Annotated in this window: 15 protein-coding genes; 8 read left to right on the forward strand and 7 right to left on the reverse strand. The window is 62.0% G+C overall.

What is annotated here, in order from left to right; all coding sequences use genetic code 11:
• Positions 1-3: 3 nt before the first annotated feature.
• Entirely contained in the window at positions 4-1,896 is a 1,893-nt protein-coding gene (locus PRI8871_RS18255) for a BspA family leucine-rich repeat surface protein (protein WP_108887639.1), read from the reverse strand.
• Between the two features lie 283 nt (positions 1,897-2,179).
• On the opposite strand from PRI8871_RS18255, the gene PRI8871_RS18260 reads away from it, so the two are divergent.
• The 5 genes from PRI8871_RS18260 (at position 2,180) to PRI8871_RS18280 (ending at position 6,573) form a co-directional block, all read left to right on the forward strand.
• On the forward strand, positions 2,180-2,488 hold the full coding sequence (locus tag PRI8871_RS18260; protein ID WP_108887640.1) for a MocE family 2Fe-2S type ferredoxin: 309 nt from the start codon (positions 2,180-2,182) through the stop codon (positions 2,486-2,488).
• Positions 2,489-2,490: 2 nt separating this feature from the next.
• A complete protein-coding gene (locus PRI8871_RS18265; RefSeq protein WP_108887641.1) occupies positions 2,491-3,276 on the forward strand; it encodes a 3-methyl-2-oxobutanoate hydroxymethyltransferase in 786 nt (261 codons plus the stop codon).
• 1 nt (position 3,277) lies between these two features.
• Positions 3,278-4,399: a Gfo/Idh/MocA family protein gene (locus PRI8871_RS18270; protein ID WP_108887642.1), complete on the forward strand. Its 1,122-nt coding sequence runs from the start codon at positions 3,278-3,280 to the stop codon at positions 4,397-4,399.
• Between the two features lie 110 nt (positions 4,400-4,509).
• Complete coding sequence (locus PRI8871_RS18275; RefSeq protein WP_108887643.1) at positions 4,510-5,787, forward strand: flavin-dependent oxidoreductase; 1,278 nt, start codon at positions 4,510-4,512, stop codon at positions 5,785-5,787.
• 84 nt (positions 5,788-5,871) lie between these two features.
• Positions 5,872-6,573: a sirohydrochlorin chelatase gene (locus tag PRI8871_RS18280; RefSeq protein WP_108887644.1), complete on the forward strand. Its 702-nt coding sequence runs from the start codon at positions 5,872-5,874 to the stop codon at positions 6,571-6,573.
• A gap of 120 nt (positions 6,574-6,693) precedes the next feature.
• Here PRI8871_RS18280 and PRI8871_RS18285 read toward each other — a convergent pair whose 3' ends face one another.
• On the reverse strand, positions 6,694-8,307 hold the full coding sequence (locus tag PRI8871_RS18285; protein ID WP_108887645.1) for a GMC family oxidoreductase: 1,614 nt from the start codon (positions 8,305-8,307) through the stop codon (positions 6,694-6,696).
• A 73-nt stretch (positions 8,308-8,380) separates the two neighbouring features.
• On the opposite strand from PRI8871_RS18285, the gene PRI8871_RS18290 reads away from it, so the two are divergent.
• Both PRI8871_RS18290 and PRI8871_RS18295 read left to right on the forward strand, forming a co-directional pair.
• The gene (locus tag PRI8871_RS18290; protein WP_181389528.1) at positions 8,381-9,307 is read left to right on the forward strand and encodes a LysR family transcriptional regulator; all 927 of its coding nucleotides are present in this window, start codon (positions 8,381-8,383) and stop codon (positions 9,305-9,307) included.
• 124 nt (positions 9,308-9,431) lie between these two features.
• The gene (locus PRI8871_RS18295; RefSeq protein WP_108887647.1) at positions 9,432-11,675 is read left to right on the forward strand and encodes a DEAD/DEAH box helicase; all 2,244 of its coding nucleotides are present in this window, start codon (positions 9,432-9,434) and stop codon (positions 11,673-11,675) included.
• Between the two features lie 39 nt (positions 11,676-11,714).
• Here the strand turns inward: PRI8871_RS18295 and PRI8871_RS18300 are convergent, their stop codons facing one another.
• The 5 genes from PRI8871_RS18300 to PRI8871_RS18320 form a co-directional block, all read right to left on the reverse strand.
• Positions 11,715-14,063: a Tex family protein gene (locus tag PRI8871_RS18300; RefSeq protein WP_108887648.1), complete on the reverse strand. Its 2,349-nt coding sequence runs from the start codon at positions 14,061-14,063 to the stop codon at positions 11,715-11,717.
• Positions 14,064-14,203: 140 nt separating this feature from the next.
• A complete protein-coding gene (gene ade / locus PRI8871_RS18305) occupies positions 14,204-15,898 on the reverse strand; it encodes an adenine deaminase (protein ID WP_108887649.1) in 1,695 nt (564 codons plus the stop codon).
• Between the two features lie 116 nt (positions 15,899-16,014).
• Complete coding sequence (locus PRI8871_RS18310; protein ID WP_108887650.1) at positions 16,015-17,415, reverse strand: TRAP transporter large permease; 1,401 nt, start codon at positions 17,413-17,415, stop codon at positions 16,015-16,017.
• A gap of 2 nt (positions 17,416-17,417) precedes the next feature.
• On the reverse strand, positions 17,418-18,047 hold the full coding sequence (locus PRI8871_RS18315; protein WP_108887651.1) for a TRAP transporter small permease subunit: 630 nt from the start codon (positions 18,045-18,047) through the stop codon (positions 17,418-17,420).
• A gap of 72 nt (positions 18,048-18,119) precedes the next feature.
• Positions 18,120-19,127 (reverse strand): C4-dicarboxylate TRAP transporter substrate-binding protein, encoded by a 1,008-nt coding sequence (locus tag PRI8871_RS18320; protein ID WP_108887652.1) that lies wholly within the window; start codon positions 19,125-19,127, stop codon positions 18,120-18,122.
• Positions 19,128-19,571: 444 nt separating this feature from the next.
• Here PRI8871_RS18320 and PRI8871_RS18325 point away from each other — a divergent pair.
• On the forward strand, positions 19,572-19,872 hold a 301-nt coding region (locus PRI8871_RS18325), incomplete at its 3' end, for an acetyl-coenzyme A synthetase N-terminal domain-containing protein (RefSeq protein WP_281258647.1).

A 19,872-nucleotide genomic window follows, 5' to 3' on the forward strand; every position in this document is an offset into this window, starting at 1 on the left:
GGGTCAGGCCAGCAGGTCGAAGGTCGCGTCGACGACCTGCACCATCAGGCTGGTCTGATCGCTGCCATCCACCAAGGCCCAGGCCATGATCCCGCTGGGTTTGTGTGTGATAAACACCTCTTGCACGCCTGCGGTGCCGGCATTCGCCGTCTCGGCCCGCTGGACTAGAAAATCACCGGCGGCGCCCGTTCCGCCCCAGACCAGCACGTCGCCTGCATCCGCCGCATAATCCTGAATCCAATCGGTGCCATGCCCGGCTTGGCCCGCGTGATAGAACCGGTCCGCGCCCGCGCCGCCGTTCAGCCGGTCAAAGCCAAAGCCGCCGTTCAGGTAATCATCGCCGAAACTGCCAAAGATCGCATCAGACCAAGCGCCGCCTGACAGAACGTCATTCCCTGCACCGCCGATCACCGTATCCACGCCCAGCCCGACAAGGATCGTGTCGTTGCCATACTCGCCGCGCAGATGGTCGTTGCCACCTTGGCCGTCGATGCTGTCATGACCGTCGCCGCCAAAGATCCAGTCGCCCAGATCGACCAGCGCGGAGTTCTGCAACCCGCCCAGCAAGACGTCATCGCCAGTACCGCCGTGGATCGTGTCTTGGCCCTGCCCGCCGCGCAGCGCGTCATTGCCCGCATCGCCGAACAGCTGGTCTTGAAAGGCACTGCCGGTCACGTCGTCATTGCCTGCAAACGCGCGCAGCCAAAGCCCATGCGCCTGGATGCCCGGCAATTGGATCACATCATCACCGCTGGTCACGCCAAACGCGTTGTAGGTTGCGCCGATGTCCCAGCCGTAGGTTTCGGTCAAGGTGGTGTAGGCCGCGACATTGGAATACATTAAATCGGTGGCGTTCAGCACAATATCCGTCGGAATGCGCGTTTCGCCGGGATCCAGCCGCGCCCAGCCCTCCAACGTTTTGTCGAAATTTTCCGGGCTCATGCCCGAATTGGTCAACATGTGGTCCATGCTTAAGTGTGCATAATTCGCGCTTTGATCACCAAGGCCGATCGAGGACAAATCCCAGCTTCCCAGATCGTGATCAAAGGAACTGGCCCCGTGGAACATAAACGCCATGTTCTGAACTTGGCTTGTATCCCAATCTGACAGGTCTTGGTTGAAGACGGGATTACTTCGGAACATTCCGAACATGTTCGTGACATTCTCTGTATTCCAGCGGCCGATGTCCTGATTGAACGAGGTCGGGGCAGGGTCGGAATAATAATGGGTATTATCGCCGTCAAACATATAGGCCATCGTGGTCACTTGGCTGGTGTCCCAATCACCGATATCTTGGTTAAAGGCCGAGGCACCCCTGAACATCGACTGCATTGTGGTAACCGCGCTTGTGTCCCAATCGCTGATGTCTTGATTGAACGCACGAGCATCATTAAACGTATTCGACATATTTTTTACGGCGCTCGTATCCCAAGTTCCAATTGGCTGATTGAAACTAGGGTTATACGAAAACGTTGATTGCATAGTTTCAACATTCGACGTGTCCCAACGGGAAATATCTTGATTGAATGACGCAGCCATAAAAGTAGATTCCACGCTATTCACATTGCTGACGATCCAATCACCGATATCCTGATTGAATGAACTTGCACTATTAAACATATACCTAAGGTTCGTCACGCCACTGGTGTCCCAGCCGCCAATGTCCTGATTGAACGAATGCGCCGCATTAAACTTGAAACTCATGTCTTGCACATTGCTGGTGTCCCAGCGGCCAATGTCCTGATTAAAGTCCTTTGCCCCCCTGAACATACGGTTCATGTCAGTGACGGCACTGGTGTCCCAGTCCGACAAATTGTCTGGAATGACCCTGCCGGTGCGAAGAAGGGTATAATATTCAAAATAGTCCGAAAGATCTGTGGATGGTGCGGGGATCATGGCAGGTCCGATTTGAAATCTGTTTCGAAAATGGCTTTTGATCAACCTATAGATGTCACGCAGGTTGTAAACCGGTCGGGCGTCGCTATCGCGCTGACTGAATGGCACGACGCATTGCACACATCATTTGAGTGATGTTTTTCCCTCAATCACGCCCTCAGGAAATGATGTATTTTGAGGCAAAGTTTTGGCCCAGAGATAGGCGCGGTGCGCACTCCGGGGTAGCGTCCCTCAACTGCGTGGCAGCCCTGCCCGCGCCTGATTGTGAGGAGGACACTCAGACATGCCATGGATTGACGCCTGCGCCACCGACGACATCGACGCCGAAGACCTGATCCGCTTTGACCACGGCGGTAAGACCTACGCGATCTACCGCAGCCCCGATGACGCGTTTTTCTGCACCGATGGGCTATGCACCCACGAAGAGGTGCATTTGGAAGACGGGCTGGTGATGGAGTACGAAATCGAATGCCCCAAGCACAACGCCACCTTCGATTACCGCACCGGCGAAGCGATGCGCGCCCCGGCTTGCGTCAACCTGAACACCTATAAAACCAAGGTCGAAGGCGACCGCGTTCTGATCGAGGTCTGACCATGGCCCGCCCCACCGTCGCCGATATCCGCGCGCTGAAAGGCCAGCGCCAGTTGACCATGCTCTATGTCGAAACCCCGCAAGAGACCGCAGCGGCGGCTGAGGCCGGGATCGATATGCTGTCGATCATTGATCCGCTCTGGACCCCCGAAATGCGCGAGGCGGCGGGGGATTGCTTTGTGCAGGTCGGGTTGCTGTACGGCCAGCTTGTCACCTCCGAAGATTACCTGCGTGCCGCACACCGCGCGATGCAGATCGGCGGGGATTGCGTCTATTGCGCCTCGTCGCTGACCACCATCCGGCAGCTTGCCGAAGACGGCATCCCCGTGGTCAGCCATGTGGGCCTGATCCCGTCCAAGGCCACCTGGACCGGCGGGTTCAAGGCCGTGGGCAAGACCGCCGCGTCGGCGCTGGACGTCTGGCGACACGTACAGGCGCTGGAACAGGTCGGGGCTTTCGGGGCCGAGTTGGAGGTCGTGCCGGACCGCGTCGCCGCCGAGATTTCGCGCCGCACGCCGCTGATCATGCTGGGCATGGGCGCGGGATCTGGCGCGGATGCGCAGTACCTGTTCGCCGAGGACGTGTTGGGCTGCACACGCGGACATAAACCGCGCCACGCCAAGACCTACCGCAATTTCGCCGCCGAATATGACCGCCTACAACGCGACCGGGTTGCCGCCTTTGGCGAATTCCGCCGCGATGTTGAAACCGGCGCTTATCCGGCCCCCGAACATGTGGTCCCGATCAAGGACGACGAATTTGACGCCTTCCTGCAAGGGATTGAATGATATGACATCTTTGGGGTTTGGCCTGATCGGAACAGGCTTTATGGGCAAGACCCACGCCATGGCGATGAAATCGGTGCGGGCCATTATGGGCGATGTGCCCGAGGTCCGGCTTGAACTGCTGTGCGATATGCCGCTGGCCAATGCGCAAACGCGCGGCGACCAGTTCGGCTTTGACCGTGTCACGGATGATTGGCAGGCGCTGATCAACGATCCGGCTGTGGATATTGTGTCGATCACCACGCCCAACGGCATGCACCGCGATATGGCGCTGGCCGCGCTGGCCGCTGGCAAACACGTCTGGTGCGAAAAACCGATGGCCCTGACGTTGGCCGATGCCGAGGCGATGGCGGCCGCCGCTACGGCCTCGGGCAAGGCGACGATGGTGGGGTATAACTACATCCACAACCCCGCCTTCACCCATGCCAAACGGCTGATTGCGGCGGGCCGGATCGGCAAGCCGGTGCATTTTCGTGGCTGGGTGGACGAAGACTATCAGGCCGACCCCGATCTGCCCTGGACATGGCGGGCCACGCTGAAGGATGCGGGCCTTGGGGCGCTTGGCGATCTGGGCTGTCATCTGGTGTCGATGGCGACGGGCTTGCTTGGCCCGATCGACACGGTTCTGGGCGATCTGCAAGTGATCCACGACACCCGCCCCCTGCCCGACGGATCAGGCCGCGCCACGGTCGAAAACGACGATCTGGCCACCGCGCTGGTGACATTTGCCAATGGCGCACGCGGGTCAATCTCGACCTCACGCTCGGCTTGGGGGCGCAAGAACAAGCTGGATTGGGAGGTGCACGGCACCCAAGGCATGATCACCTTTTCCCAAGAACGCATGAACGAGCTTCAGCTATACGTAAATGAAGGCGACAAGGCCGAGGCGGGCTTTCGCACCATTCTGACCGGTCCCGCGCATCCGCCCTATGGGCAGTTCGTGCCTGCGCCGGGGCATCAGCTTGGGTTCCTTGACCTGAAAACGATGGAGGCCCACGCCCTGCTACGGGCCATCGCCGAAGACCGCCAGCCCAGCCCGAACTTTGCCGACGCCCTGCATTTTGAGGCCGTCATCCATCGCATCGCGGAAAGCGCCAATGCGGGCGGCGTTCGCTTGACAGTCTGACCTCCCCATCAGGCGGGCTGCAGGCCACTGGGCGGAATGCGCCCGGTGGCCTGTTGTCTTTGGCGGTCAGGATGGTAAGCAGGCTCAACATTCGCTTGCGGAGGAAAAGCATGTCTCAGCCCCATGTCCTAATCGCCGGTGGCGGCATCGGCGGATTTGCCGTTGCCCTGACGCTGAACCAAATCGGCGTGCGCTGCACGGTGTTCGAAGCTGTGCGCGAATTGAAGCCCTTGGGCGTGGGGATCAACCTGCAACCGAACGCGGTGCGCGAACTTTATGATCTGGGCTTCACCTCAGACGATCTGGACGCAATTGGCGTGCCGGCGCTGGAATGGGCGCTTGTGGGCCTCAATGGCAATGATGTCTATGCCGAACCGCGCGGGCTGGAGGCGGGCTATAACTGGCCGCAATACGCCGTGCACCGTGGCAAGCTTCAGATGATGCTGGCCGACCGCTTTGCCGAGCGTGCCGGGGCCGATGCCATCCGCCTTGGCCACCGCATAACCGGCTATCGCAACAATGACGATGGCTCTGTCACCGCGTTGATCGAAACCGCCGATGGCGCGAAGATCGAAGAAACCGGCACCTTGCTAATTGGCGCTGGTGGCATTCATTCGGCCGTGCGTGCGCAGATGCACCCCGACCAGCCGCCGATCCATTGGGGTGGCGCGTTGATGTGGCGCGGCACCACGCGGGCCAAACCGATCCGCACGGGATCGAGCTTTGTCGGCCTTGGCACGCATAAGCACCGAATGGTGATCTACCCGATCTCGGCCCCAGACAATGACGGCATGGCCACGATCAACTGGATCGCGGAAATGACGCTGGATGAGGCCGACAGCTCGCAACTGTCGGGCTGGTTCCGCCCGGTTGAGATCGAAGAATTCGCCCAGCACTTTGATGGGTTCAAATACGACTGGCTGGATGTGCCGGACATGCTGCGCGGGGCCGATGTGGCCTATGAAAACCCGATGATCGACCGCGACCCGATCCCCACTTGGGTGGATGGGCGCGTGGCGCTGATGGGGGATGCGGCCCATGCCATGTATCCCACCGGCTCGAACGGGGCCTCGCAGGCAGTGATTGACGCGCGGGTGCTGGGCAAGAACATCGTCGCCCATGGCGTGACGCCCGAGGCGCTGGCCGCCTATGACGCAGAACTCTGCGGCCCTGTGTCGGCGCTGATCCTGCGCAATCGCGGGGCTGGGCCGTTTGGACTTTTGAATCTTGTGGACGAACGCTGCGGCGGTGAGTTTGACAATATCGATGATGTCATCCCCCCGGCGGAACGGGCAGAGTTCATGGCAGGCTATAAAAAGGCCGCCGGTTTTGCGATTGACGCGCTCAACGCCGCCCCTCCAACCATCGCATCGGGCGCTAAGGCCTAAGTTTTCAAGGCGCATCCCGGTGGGTGCGCCTTTTGTTTCATGTGGCCTCTGGCCAGCAGACGCATCCCGCGCTAGCTCTGGCCTATGACCCAAACCCGCACGCCCACAAACGCGCTGATCGTCAGCCATGGCCAACCCTCGGAACCAGAGGTGGCAGAGGCCGAAATCCGCGCCTTGGCCCGCGCCGTTGCCGCGCATTTGCCGGAATGGCAGATCGAGGGCGCGACCCTGGCCGCCGATGGCGCGCTTGAGGCCGCATTGGAGCGGGTGCCGGGGGCAATTGTTTACCCGATGTTCATGGCGGATGGCTGGTTCACCCAAACCGCCCTGCCGCGCCGATTGGGCGATCATGCAGGCGCGGTGCTGCCGCCCTTTGGGTTGGATGCCGGGCTGCCGCAACTGGCGGCGGATTGGCTGATGGCGGAGGTCGCCGCCAAAGGATGGGCGGCGCGGGATGTGTCGGTCTTCGTCTCGGGGCACGGGTCAGGCCGCAGCCCCCGCCCCGCAGAAGTCACACGCGATTTTGCCGCCACCTTGGGCGGGGTGTTTGCGGCGAAGGAAATCCGCTGCGGCTTTGTCGAAGAAGCGCCCTATCTGGCGGATGTTGCAGCGGGGCTTGGCGCGATGGCCGTGTCCCTGCCGTTCTTTGCCGCAAGGCGCGGGCATGTCTTGGATGACCTGCCCGAAGCGCTGGAGGCGGTGGGATTTGCGGGCCTGCGGCTCGATCCAATCGGCTTGCATCCCCGCGTGCCGGAAATGATCGCCAATAGCCTACGCCGCGCCTGACGGGTTGAGCGTTGCGGGCTGGGCTGGCCTTGGGATTTTTTGCGTATTTAAGAAAGAGAAGAAGCAGGGGACGCGCCCTGCCCCATCAGGCGTGGGACGCGTCTTGGCGGGCCTTTTGGGTCAGGCGTAGGCGCGGGCCGATGCTTTGATCATGTCAGCGGCCTTTTCGGCGATCATGATCGTCGGCGAATTGGTGTTGCCCGAAGTGATGCGCGGCATGATGCCCGCATCGACAACGCGCAGCCCGTCTATGCCGCGTAGGCGCAATTCGGGATCCACGACTGAGGCCGGATCATTGCCCATGCGGGTGGTGCCGACGGGGTGGAAGATGGTGCTGGCGATTTGGCCTGCGCCTTGCGCCAGTTCTGTGTCGGTCTGGAATTGCGGGCCGGGCTTGAATTCCTCGGGCCGGTACTGGGCCAGCGGAGCCTGCTCCATGATCTTGCGGGTCAGGCGGACGGCACGGGCGGCGACCAGACGGTCGCCCTCGGTCGAGAGGTAATTGGGCTGAATCTCGGGCGCGCGGCGGGCCTCGGGGCTGGTGATCTGCACATGGCCACGGCTTTCGGGGCGCAGGTTGCAAACACTGGCGGTGATGGCCGGAAAATCATGCGGCGGTTGGCCGAAGGCTTCGAGCGTGACGGGCTGGACGTGGTATTCCAGATCCGGCGTCGCCACATCGGGCGAGCTATAGGCGAAAGCGCCAAGTTGGCTGGGGGCCATGGACATCGGCCCAGATCGTTTCAGCACATATTCCAGCCCGATCTTGCCCTTGCCGAACATGGTGGCGGCCAGCGTGTTCAGGGTCAGGGCGCCATGCACCTTATAAGCGCAGCGGATTTGCAGGTGGTCTTGCAGGTTCGCACCAACGCCGGGTTGGTCGTGCAGCACCTCGATCCCGTGTTTTTGCAGCAGCGCGCCGGGGCCAATGCCCGACAATTGCAGCAGTTGCGGCGAACCGATGGCACCAGAGCTGAGGATCACCTCGCTCCGCGCGCGAGCGATGGCGGGATGGCCATCGCGCAGCAGGCGCACACCGGTGGCGCGGCGGCCTTCGAAGGTCAGCCGTTCAGCCTGTGCCGAGGTGACAACGCGAAGATTCTTGCGGTTTTTCGCGGGTTTGAGGAAGCCTTTCGAAGCGCTCCACCGCCAGCCTTTGCGCTGGTTGACCTTGAAATAACCGACGCCGTGGTTGTCGCCGCGGTTGAAGTCATCGGTGGCGGGCAGGCCTGCGGCCACAGCGGCATCGCGCCATGCGTCAAGGATCTCCCAGCGCAGGCGCTGTTCTTCGACGCGCCATTCGCCACCCTGGCCGTGCATTTCGTCTTCGCCGGCATAGTAATCCTCGGATTTGCGGAAATAGGGCAGCACATCGTCCCAGCCCCAGCCAGAGTTCCCAAGTTGCCGCCAGCCGTCATAATCGGCGGCCTGACCGCGCAGGTAAAGCATGCCGTTGATCGACGAACAGCCACCAAGGATCTTGCCGCGCGGGTACAGCAACTCGCGTCCGCCCAGCCCTTCGCATGGCGCAGTTTTGAAGCCCCAGTCGGTGCGCGGGTTGCCGATGCAATAGAGGTAGCCCACGGGCACATGCACCCAGTGGTAATTGTCCTTGCCACCAGCTTCCAGCAGCAGGACCGAGACAGAGGGATCTTCGCTAAGGCGGTTGGCCAGAACGCAGCCCGCCGTGCCTGCGCCGACGATGACGTAATCGAATGTGCCAAGATCTTCCATGCCGCGTCTCCTCCTGCCGGTTAACCCATTAAAGACAAGGGGACGGGCGAAAAGGAATGCACGATTTTGCACAATGGCCGAACATTTTCGTGCACCCATCACGCCGATCTGTCAGGATGGCGCCATGCAATGGGAAGATCTGCGCTTTTTTCTGGAAACCGAACGCACGGGCCGTCTGAGCCGCGCGGCCAAGCGGCTGGGCGTCAGCCATACCACTGTGGCCCGCCATCTGGACCGGCTTGAAGCGGCGGCGGGTGCGCCGCTGTTTGAGCGGACAGGCGACGGGCTGGTTCTAACAGAAACCGGATTGCGCATTTTGCCGAAAGCCAAGGACATGGAACAGGCCGCGCTGGCAGTGTCGGACCAACTGACCGGTGGCGGCGCGGTGGCGGGCAAGGTGCGGGTCGGTGCGCCCGATGGGATCGGCAATGCGGTGCTGTCACACATCCTGCCACATCTGCTGAAGGATGAACCGGGGTTGGAGCTGGCCTTGGTGCCGGTGCCGATGACGCATAAGCTGTGGCGACGGGACGTGGACATTGCCATCAGCCTTGACCGACCCAGTTCTGGCCGTTTGGTGATGCGCAAGCTGATCGACTATGACCTGCGGCTTTACGCATCGCCCGAATTCCTGCACGCAGGCCCGCCCGAGGCGGTCGAGGATCTGGGCCACCTGCCCTTTGTCGGCTATGTGGATGACTTGCTCTATACGGACGAGCTGGACTTCAACCGCAAGATTGGCGGGCTGCGGGTGGTGTACCGCGCGGCGACGGTCAAGGCGCAGCTTGATGCGGTGCGCGCGGGTGTCGGGCTGGGCGTGCTGCCCTGTTTCATGGCGCGCGGCACCGGGCTGGTGCCAGTGCTGCCCGATACGGTGACGTTCCGGCGCACCTATTGGCTGCTTTATCCCGAGGATTACCGTGATCTGGCCCGCATTCGCCGGGTGGCGGACTATATTTACGCCGAAACACAGGCCAAAGCGGCGCAATTCGCCTTTTAGCCGCGTCATTCCGCAAATCTTAGGTATACAACGGCGGCAAGCTGCTGTATGCGGTCGCCTTCACCCCGCGCCGTCGCGGCGTCCCCGTGCGCATGGTTTGCGCACCTGCATTTCGGTTCCATTCATGATCCAGACCCTGTCCGATGCGCTCGCTGAGCGTGGATATACATCGCTTACCCCCGTACAAGAAGCCGTCAGCAAAGAGGAATTGGCTGGCAGCGACCTGTTGGTGTCGGCCCAGACCGGGTCCGGCAAGACGGTTGGCTTTGGTCTGGCAATTGCCCCGACCCTGCTGGACGAAAACGGCACCTTTGGCCCCGCCGAATCGCCGCTGGCGCTGATCGTAGCGCCGACGCGCGAACTGGCCATGCAGGTGCGCCGCGAATTGACCTGGCTGTATGCCAAGGCCAATGCCCGCATTGCCGCCTGTGTGGGCGGGATGGACATGCGCACCGAACGCCGCGCGCTGGAACAAGGCGCGCATCTGGTGGTCGGCACCCCCGGCCGTCTGCGCGACCATATCGAACGCGGGTCTTTGGATCTGAGCGCCATTCGCGCTGTCGTTTTGGACGAAGCGGATGAAATGCTGGATCTGGGCTTCCGCGAAGATCTGGAATTCATGCTGAGCGAAGCGCCCGAAGAGCGCCGCACGCTGCTGTTCTCGGCCACCGTGCCGCCGATGATCGCCAAACTGGCCAAGAACTACCAGCGCGATGCCCAGCGGATTTCGACCGTCGGCGAAGCGCGTCAGCATACCGACATCACCTATCAAGCGCTGCGCGTGGCCCAGCAGGACGCAGAAACCGCGATTGTGAACGTGCTGCGCTATCATGATGCGCAGAACGCGATCGTGTTTGCCAACACCCGCGCCTCGGTGTCGCGTCTGGCGGCCCGTTTTGCCAACCGTGGCTTTGCGGTTGTGGCCCTATCCGGTGAGCTGAGCCAGACCGAGCGTAGCCATGCCCTGCAAGCCATGCGCGATGGCCGCGCCCGCGTTTGCGTGGCCACCGATGTGGCCGCACGCGGGATCGACCTGCCGAACCTTGATCTGGTGGTGCATGCCGAACTGCCGACCAATGCCGAAACGCTTCTACACCGTTCGGGCCGGACGGGCCGCGCAGGCCGCAAGGGCCTGTCGGCGCTGATCGTTCCCCCCAAAGAGCTGAAAAAGGCCGAACGCCTTCTGAAATGGGGCAAGTTGACCGCTGAATGGACCACCGCGCCCGGCGCCGACGACATTCTGCGCCTTGACGAAGAACGCCTGCTCGCCGACCCGGTCTGGACCGAAGAGATCACCGAAGAAGATGCAGCCTTCGCTGGCCGTCTGCTGGAACAGCAATCGGCGGAAAAGGTGGCTACGGCTTATCTCAAGCTTTACCGCGCCCGTTTCTCGGCCCCCGAGGATCTGGCTGATCCCGACACCGCACCGCGCCGGGAACCGCGCCGCGAATTTGGCCCCAGCAAGTGGTTCGCCCTGTCGGTCGGTCGCAATGACCGCGCCGAGGCCCGCTGGCTGCTGCCGCTGCTGTGCCGCGCCGGCAATCTGGACAAGACCGCGATCGGCGCAATCCGTGTGACCGATACCGAAACCTATGTCGAACTGGCCGAACCTTCGGTCCAAGGCTTCCTGACCGCGATTGGCACCGAGCGCCTGTTGGAAGACGGGATCACCGCCCGCGAAGCAGACGCCCCGCCCGCCCCCGGCCCGCGTCAGGGCGGCAAGCCGCCGCGCGGTGGCAAACGCTTTGACCGCGACGACAAACCCAAGGGCGACCGTCCGTTCAAGCCCAAGGGCGACCGCGATGACCGCCCCAAGCGTGACTTTGGCGACCGCCCCGCGCGCGAAGACCGTCCGGCACGGGACGACAAACCGCGCGAGTATAAGCCCAAAGCCGACCGTGATTTCGCCCCGCGCGATGACCGTCCGGCCAAGCCGAAAAAAGACCGTGATTTCAAACCCAAGGCCAAGCGCGACGATTTCAACGATGGCATGCCGGTACGCGATGACGCCGTGCATCGCCCGATGAAGGCCCGCGCCTCGGCCTCGGATACGTCCAAGCGGATGTCGGCCCCCGGCGCCAAGGGCGACGCCCCGCGCAAGCCGCGCACGCCCAAGACTTTCGGCAAAACCGATGGCGGGTTCGACCGTCCGGGAAAGCCGCGTGGCAACGATGACAAACCGCGCAAATCCTTTGGCAAGCCTTCCGGCCCCGGCGGTAAGCCTTCGGGCTTTGGCGGCAAACCTTCCGGCCCCGGCGGTGCAAAGCGTGGCCCGGCAGGTGGAAAACCCGGCGGGAATCCGGGCGGCAAACCCGGTGGCAAACGGCCCTTTGGCGGTGACGCCCCGCCCCGCCGCCCCAAGTACTAACAAAACAAAAACGCCGGGCAGTGCCCGGCGTTTTTCGTTTCAACGTTTGCGCATCGCATCCAGCAGCGCCGCCCCCAGCGCGCCCGGCGCATCGGACTTGGGCTGTTGCGGCTTGCCGCCACGCCCACCGCCGCCACCTCCGCGCGGGGGTTGATCTTTTCCACCGCGCGGCTGGTTCGGGCGGTTCTGCGGGCCGCGCGCGTTGCGTTCCTCCTTGGCCGAGGCCCCGCCGTCCTTGCGCATGGTCAGGCCGATGCGTTTGCGCGGCACGTCCACCTCAGTCACCGTCACCTTGACAACATCGCCCGCTTTGACCACCTCATGCGGGTCTTTGACAAAACGGTCGGCCAACTGGCTGACGTGCACAAGCCCGTCCTGATGCACACCGATATCGACGAAGGCCCCGAAGGCGGCGACGTTGGTTACAGTGCCTTCCAGCACCATGCCGGGTTTAAGGTCTTTGATATCCTCAACGCCGTCGGTGAAAGTCGCGGTTTTGAAGCTGGGGCGCGGGTCGCGGCCGGGTTTTTCCAGCTCGGACAGGATATCGCGCACCGTTGGCAGGCCGAATTGATCGGTCACGAACTGTTCTGCCCGCAGCGATTGCAGCGCTTTGGTGTCGCCCATCAGACTGCGCAGATCGCGCCCGCAGGCTTTGACAATCTGGCGCGCAACGCCGTACGCTTCGGGGTGAACCGATGACGCATCCAGCGGTTCATCACCTTCGGGGATTCGCAGGAAACCGGCGCATTGTTCGAACGCGCGGGGGCCAAGGCGGGTCACGTCCAGCAATTGTTTGCGGCTGCGGAAGGCCCCGTTCAGATCGCGGTGCAGCACGATGGCCTCGGCCAGTGATGACGACAGTCCCGAAACATGCGACAGCAGCGCCGCCGAGGCGGTGTTCAGATCCACGCCCACCGCGTTCACCGCATCTTCAACCACGCCTTCCAGCGCTTTGGTCAGGCGCGATTGGTCCACGTCATGCTGGTATTGACCAACGCCGATGGACTTCGGCTCGATCTTGACCAGTTCGGCCAGCGGGTCTTGCAGGCGGCGGGCGATGGACACCGCGCCGCGCAAGCTGACGTCAAGATCGGGGAATTCACGCGCCGCCAGTTCCGACGCAGAATAGACCGACGCGCCCGCCTCGGACACCACAACCTTGGTCGGTTTGCGCGTGCCGGGGATGTGCTTGAACGTGTCGGCCACAAGCCGTTCGGTTTCACGGCTGGCGGTGCCGTTGCCGATGGCGATCAGTTCGATGTTGTGGCGGGCGCAAATGGCCAGAATGGATTGCTGCGCGCCGATCACGTCGTTCTTCGGCTGGAATGGATACAGCGTTTCGGTGGCCAGCACCTTGCCGGTGCTATCAACCACGGCGGCCTTCACACCGGTACGGATGCCCGGATCAAGGCCCAGCGTCGCGCGGGGGCCTGCGGGGGCAGCCAGTAGCAAGTCTTTGAGGTTACGGGCGAAAACCTTGATCGCTTCTTCATGGGCCATGGCGCGCATATCGCCCAGCAGGTCCAGCATCATCGAGGTCGAAAGCTTCACCCGCCACGTCCAGCCCGCCACCTTGCGCAGCCACAGATCACCGGGGGCGGTGCCGGGAACATCCAGCACCGAGGCCACAATCGCTTCGGCCCGTGCTGCGCCTTCATCGCCCTCGGGGGCGATGTCCAGCGTCACGACGCCCTCTTTCGAGGCGCGCAGCAGGGCCAGCGCCCGGTGCGACGGGATGGTGGCCCATTTTTCCGAATGGTCGAAATAGTCCGAGAATTTGGCGCCAGCCTGTTCTTGGCCCGGCACAACCGTTGCCTTGACCGTCGCCTCACGCTGCATGAACCCGCGCAGGCGGCCCAGCAGATCAGCGTTTTCGGTCAGCTCTTCGGCAAGGATATCGCGCGCACCGTTCAGCGCATCGCGCGTCTCGGTCACCGCCTCAGACAGATAGCCCCCAGCCAGCGCCTCAGGATCTGCGCGGCGGTCAGACTGGATGGCCCGCAACAGCGGCTCCAAACCGTTTTCACGGGCGATCATCGCCTTGGTGCGGCGCTTGGGCTTATAGGGCAGATAGATGTCTTCCAACGTGGCCTTGGTCTCGGCGCTGGCAATCGCCTTGGCCAGATCGTCGGTCATCTTGCCCTGATCGGTGATCGAGCCAAAGATTGTCTGACGGCGCGCTTCCAGCTCGCGCAGATACTCCAGACGGTCGGCCAGCGTGCGCAATTGCGTGTCATCCAAACCGCCCGTCACCTCTTTGCGGTAACGCGCGACGAAGGGCACGGTGGCCCCTTCATCCAACAACGCTACGGCGGCCTGCACCTGCCGCGCGGCGGCGCCGATCTCGGTGGCGATGGTCTGGGTGATGCGGGCTTGCGAATCCATGGCGCGGCTCTCCTCAAGGTCTCGGACCGCTGTTGTAGCCAGTGCGCCCCGCCCCGCCAAGGGCGAAACCCGCGCCTTTGGCGCATGCCCGCGCGAGGGCTCGGGCGGGTCCGGGTGGGACGCCCGAGCGTGGGCATTGTCTAGCTCATGATTTCGAACTTGGTCACATCGACCATGCCGCGATCGGTGATCTTCAACGCTGGGATCACAGGCAGAGCAAGGAAGGCCAGTTGCAAGAACGGCTCTTCGAGCACCACGCCCAGTGATTTCGCCGCCGCGCGCAGATCAACCAGCCGGTCGCGCACCTCTTCAAAGGGCTCAAGGCTCATCAGCCCTGCCACCGGCAGCGGCAGTTCGGCCAACACCTTGCCCCCAGCGGCCACGACAAACCCGCCCTCGATCTCGCCCAGCCGGTTAGCGGCCAAGGCCATATCGTCGTAATCCACACCGACGCAGGCGATGTTGTGATGGTCGTGGCACACGGTCGAGGCAATCGCCCCCCGTTGCAGCCCGAACCCGCGCACAAAGCCCGTGGCGATGTTGCCGTTCTTGCCGTGCCGTTCGACCACCGCGATGCGGATCAGATCGCGGGCAATATCGGGCCGCTTGTCACCATTCTCAATCGCGATGGTTTCCGACAGATGTTCGGTGATGATCTTGCCTTCGATGATGCCGATGACGGGCGTATCTTCGCGGTTGGCGGTGGTGCGGAACGCATCCGCCGTCACGCGCGGCGCCTTGACCGAGCCGCGCCCGACCGGATCAATCACCTGCCGCCCCGCAAAGGCCTCATCGGTCAAAACAACACCGCCGCACAGCACGGTCGAGGCATGGCAGCCCTCAAGGCTGTCAATCGCCACGATATCGGCGCGCTTGCCGGGCGCGATCATACCGCGATCCTTCAGCCCGAACGCCTCGGCCGCGCTGAGCGTGGCGGCGCGGTACACCGCCAAGGGCGGGCAGCCCAAGGAAATCAGCGTACGGATCATATAGTCCAGATGGCCATGTTCGGCGATATCCAGCGGGTTCCGGTCATCGGTGCACAGGCACAAATAGGGCGCGGTGCGTTCGGTCAGCAGCGGCTGCAACGCGTGCAAATCCTTCGAGACCGAGCCTTCGCGGATCAGCACCCGCATTCCCTTGCGCAGCTTTTCAAGCGCCTCGTCTGCGCTGGTCGCCTCATGTTCGGTGCGGATCCCGGCGGCGATATAGGCGTTCAGATCCTTGCCCGACAGCAATGGGCAGTGCCCGTCGATATGCCCACCTTCGAACAGCGCCAGCTTGCGCATCACCTCAGGGTCGCGATAGATCACACCGGGGTAATTCATGAACTCGGCCAGCCCGATGCCCGAGGGATGCCCGCGCAATTCGGCCAGATCCTCGGCCAGCAATTCGGCACCCGCCGTCTCCATATGGGTCGAGGGCACGCAGGACGATAGCTGCACACGGATATCCATCAGCGTATGCTCGCTCGCCTTCTGGAAATAGCGGATGCCCGCCGCGCCGATCACATTGGCAATCTCATGCGGATCGCAAATCGCCGTGGTCACGCCGCGCGGGGCGACGCAGCGGTCAAACTCATAGGGCGTGATGCAGGAACTTTCGATGTGCAGATGCGTGTCGATGAACCCCGGCACAAGGATCTTGCCGGTGACGTCGATCACCTCGCGCCCGACATAATCATCACAGATGCCCACGATGGTGTCGCCGCAGATCGCCACGTCGCCGGTCAGCATCTCGCCGGTGATCAGGTCGAACACGCGCCCGCCCCGCAGAACAAGATCGGCAGGCGCATCGCCGCGCCCCTGTGAAATACGGCTATCGAGATCGGCCATGGCTATCGCTCCGAGACATTTCTCTCACCAGCAGACCAGCCCGCGCGGCCAAGCGCAAGCCTTGGGGTGCGCCCAAGGCAGGGCCCGCGCCGCAAAACGCAGCGCGGGCCATTGTTTTACGCCAGTGACGGCAGCCAGAGCACGATGGACGGAAACGCCACCAGCAGGGCAATTGTCACCGCATCGGCGATGAAGAACGGCGTCACGCCGCGGAACACGTCCTGAACGCTCAGATCATCGCGCACCCCCGCCACAACAAAGCAGTTGAGGCCAATTGGCGGCGTGATCAGGCAGAACTCGGCCATCTTCACCACTAAGATCCCGAACCAGATCGCGCACATTGGCCCTGACATGCCAAAGGTGCTGTCGGCGGCGCTGACCATCTCGCCGCCATTCAGGGCCATGACGGCGGGATAGACCACCGGCAGGGTCAGAAGCAGCATGCCGATTGCATCCATGAACATCCCAAGCACCGCATAGGCCAGCAGGATGCACACCAAGATCAGCATCGGCGAATAGTGCAGCGAGGTGATCCAGTTGGCAAAGGCATGGGGCAGATCGGCGAAGCCAAGGAAGCGCACATAGATCAGCACGCCCCAGATGATCGTGAAGATCATCGCCGACAGACGCGCGGTTTCAACGATGGCGTCTTTGAACTCGGCCCAACGCATGCCGCGTGCGACCGCCATGACAAAAACGATGAACGCGCCGATCGCACCGCCTTCTGTCGGGGTGCCCCAAGCGTCGCCGCCAAACGGGTTGTAGACGAAGAAGATGATGATCACGACCACCGCCACGATGGGCAGCGCTGGCGGCAGCGAGGCAAAGCGCTGCTTCCACGTAAAGCCGCGCACCGGCGGGCCAAAGCCTTTGATCGTCAGCGCCAGACCGATGATCAGCAAACCGTAGATCACCGCCGAGAATGCGCCCGGAATGAACCCGGCCAACAGCAGCTTGCCCACGTCCTGTTCAACGATGATGGCGTAGATCACCAGAATGGCCGAAGGCGGGATCAGCGAGGCAAGCGTACCGCCCGCCGCCACGACCCCCGCCGCAAAGCGTTTGTCATAGCCGATCTTCAGCATCTCAGGGATGGCGACACGGGCGAACACCGCCGCCGTGGCCACCGAAGCGCCCGACACCGCCGCAAAGCCCGCCGTGGCGAAGACGGTCGAAACGGCCAACCCGCCCGGAACCCACGCGATCCAGCGCTTGGCGGCCTCAAACAGTGCGCGCGTCAGGCCCGCGTAATAGGCCAGATAGCCGATCAGGATGAAGGTCGGGATCAGGCTAAGCGCCTGACTGGCCACCTTGCCATGCGGCACCTGCCCTGCCGTTTTCACGGCCACGGTCAGCGCCCAGTCGAACTGATCGGGCGCGTAGCCCTTTTTCGCCCAGAAGATCCAAACAAGGCCCACAAGCCCGGTCAGCGCGGCGGCAAAGGCCACGCGCATGCCCAGCAGAACCATAACGAGCATGCCGCCCGTGACCCAAAGGCCAATTTCAATGCTGTCCATGGTCAGTCCCTGCCCTCGATATGGTCGGCCTCGGCGGCGGCTTGTTCCGCCGCGCTTTGGATCATCGGCACCGCAACAGGGCGGTCCGTTCCGCTGACAATCGCGCGGGCATAACCCACCAGTTGCAGAAAAGTGCGCAGGCACAGAACGCTAAAGGCCACAGGGGCCAACAGCTTGGCCGGCCAGATCGGCAGGCCAATGTCGATGGTGCTATCGCGGCTCCACATCGGTTTTGAGAAATCAAAGCTGCGGTCGAAATGCGCCCATGTTCCCCAAACCAGCAGGACCATCAGCGCAAAGATCAGGAACGTCGTCAGAAATTCGAACACCCACAGCGGGCGGCCCTTCAGATGCGACACGACAATATCCATGCGGATATGCCCGCCGTCGCGCTGAACAAAGCTGATGCCCATAAAGGCGATCAGAGGCATGAATTGCTGGATCCAGTCCACATATCCCGGCAGCGGTTCATTGAACAAATTCCGTCCCGAGACCGAGATCACCGCCAGAACCATCAGGCCGAACACGGCCAATCCGGCAATCACGGCCATGAAATGTTCAAGTTTGACAAGGCGCCGATCCAATCGGCTTAGAAGGCTGTCGTCAGTCAAGACGGCTGCAGACCCGGCCATGCCCATCCCCTTTATATAGGTGGCAGGCCCCGGACCATCCCGGAGCCTGCATTCATTCGAAGTGCTGTCAGATCACTTGCGGCTGTTATCCAGCGTGGTGTTCAGCAGATCGTAAAGTTCCTGTGCGGGCAGACCCTGCGCCGACATCTCTTCGATCCAGGCCTTGTGCAGCGGGGCACCGGCCTTTTCTTTGAACGCGGCCAGTTCGCCATCGGCGATCATGACCTTCTGCACGCCCTTTTCGGCCAGAACGCTTTCCCACTGTTCCAGCAGCTTGCCGTAGTTTTCCAGGTAGTAATCAATCGCCTCAGGCACGGATTCATCAAGGATCTTACGTTCCTCATCCGACAGGGCCTCATAGGCATCGATATTAACCACAACCGGGCAGTTCACGGTGCCGGGGTTCAGGTTTGCGGTCCACCAGTCGGCCTCATTGATGGTGCCGAAGGACAGGTGCGCGTGCTGGGCGAAGGCCACGGTATCAACAACGCCGGATTGCATCGCCTGATAGGCCTCGGACGAGGTCACCGAGGTCGGAACGCCGCCCACAGCCGAGAAGGCCTTGCCGATACCGCCGGTGGCACGCACGCGCATACCGTCGAATTTGGCCAGCGCATCGCGCGGCTCGCCGGTGCCAACAAGGTTGTACTGCGGCATCGGGCTGGTCATCAGCATCTTGGCATTCCACTGGGCCATTTCCTCGGCCACGGCGGGATGCGCATAGACTGCGTTGGATACGGCCACTTCTTCGGCCAGCGTGTTCACACCAAGAAACGGCAGTTCCAGCACGGTGATCGCGCGGTTCTTGTCGGCGTGGTAGCCGGCGCAAAACTGGGCCATCTCGAACGCGCCAATCGAAATCCCGTCAAGGTTTTCGGTGTTCTTGGACAGACCGCCGTAGCTGACGTTGATGGTGAATTCGCCGCCCGACTTTTCAGCAACCAGTTCGGCCAGCTTTTCAATGTGTTCGGTGAAGGCGCGGCGCTTGCCCCAGACCGATGCGTTCCACTCGGTGGCCATGGCCGAAGTTGCGAAAGACGCGCATAGCGCAGTGATGGTCAGCTTGGCTGCCAAATTCATATTGGATCCTCCCATTGGATACGGCGGGTTTGCCCCACCTTGCGCCAGAGCCTAGCTCATGATGCGAAAGTCGCAAGCGCTGGGACACGTTTGCGTGAGAATCGGCAGTTGTGCCGTGGCGTCACGTTAGCGGTATACATTTGCATACCGCTGCGTTTTGTCACACCGCAAACCCTGCTAACCGACAGTTTGCAAAGTCCACTGATAGCGCCAAACAACCGGGCCGCGTGTCAAAGCCAGAGGTTTGAAATTGCGACACTATACCGGGCTATGCACCAGCAAATTTACAAAACAAATTCAATAATGATAACGTTTTTACAGGAAAAATGTGTAATTTCTTATACTTATTCAATTGTTTTCGATTTCGGGTATTATGCATCTGTGCCGTATAGGTTGCGCTGGCAGCCACGCGGCGGAGGGATACGGAGTAAAGGGAGCCCCCGGATGACAAATCAGACAGCCACCACTGACGCAGCAATCTACCCCCCCTCGCCCGAGACGGTATCGCATGCGTTGATAGATGCCGCGACGTATGACGCGATGTATGCGTCTTCGATTGCGGATCCTGCGGCGTTCTGGGGCGAGCAAGGCAAGCGGATTGATTGGATCAAGCCGTATACGCAGGTCAAGGACGTTGATTTCACGCTTGGTCAGGTCAAGATCAACTGGTTTGCCGATGGCACGCTGAACGTTGCGGCCAACTGTGTGGACCGCCACCTTGAGACCCGCGGCGACCAGACCGCCA

Source organism: Pseudoprimorskyibacter insulae, assembly GCF_900302505.1.
GTDB lineage: Bacteria > Pseudomonadota > Alphaproteobacteria > Rhodobacterales > Rhodobacteraceae > Pseudoprimorskyibacter > Pseudoprimorskyibacter insulae.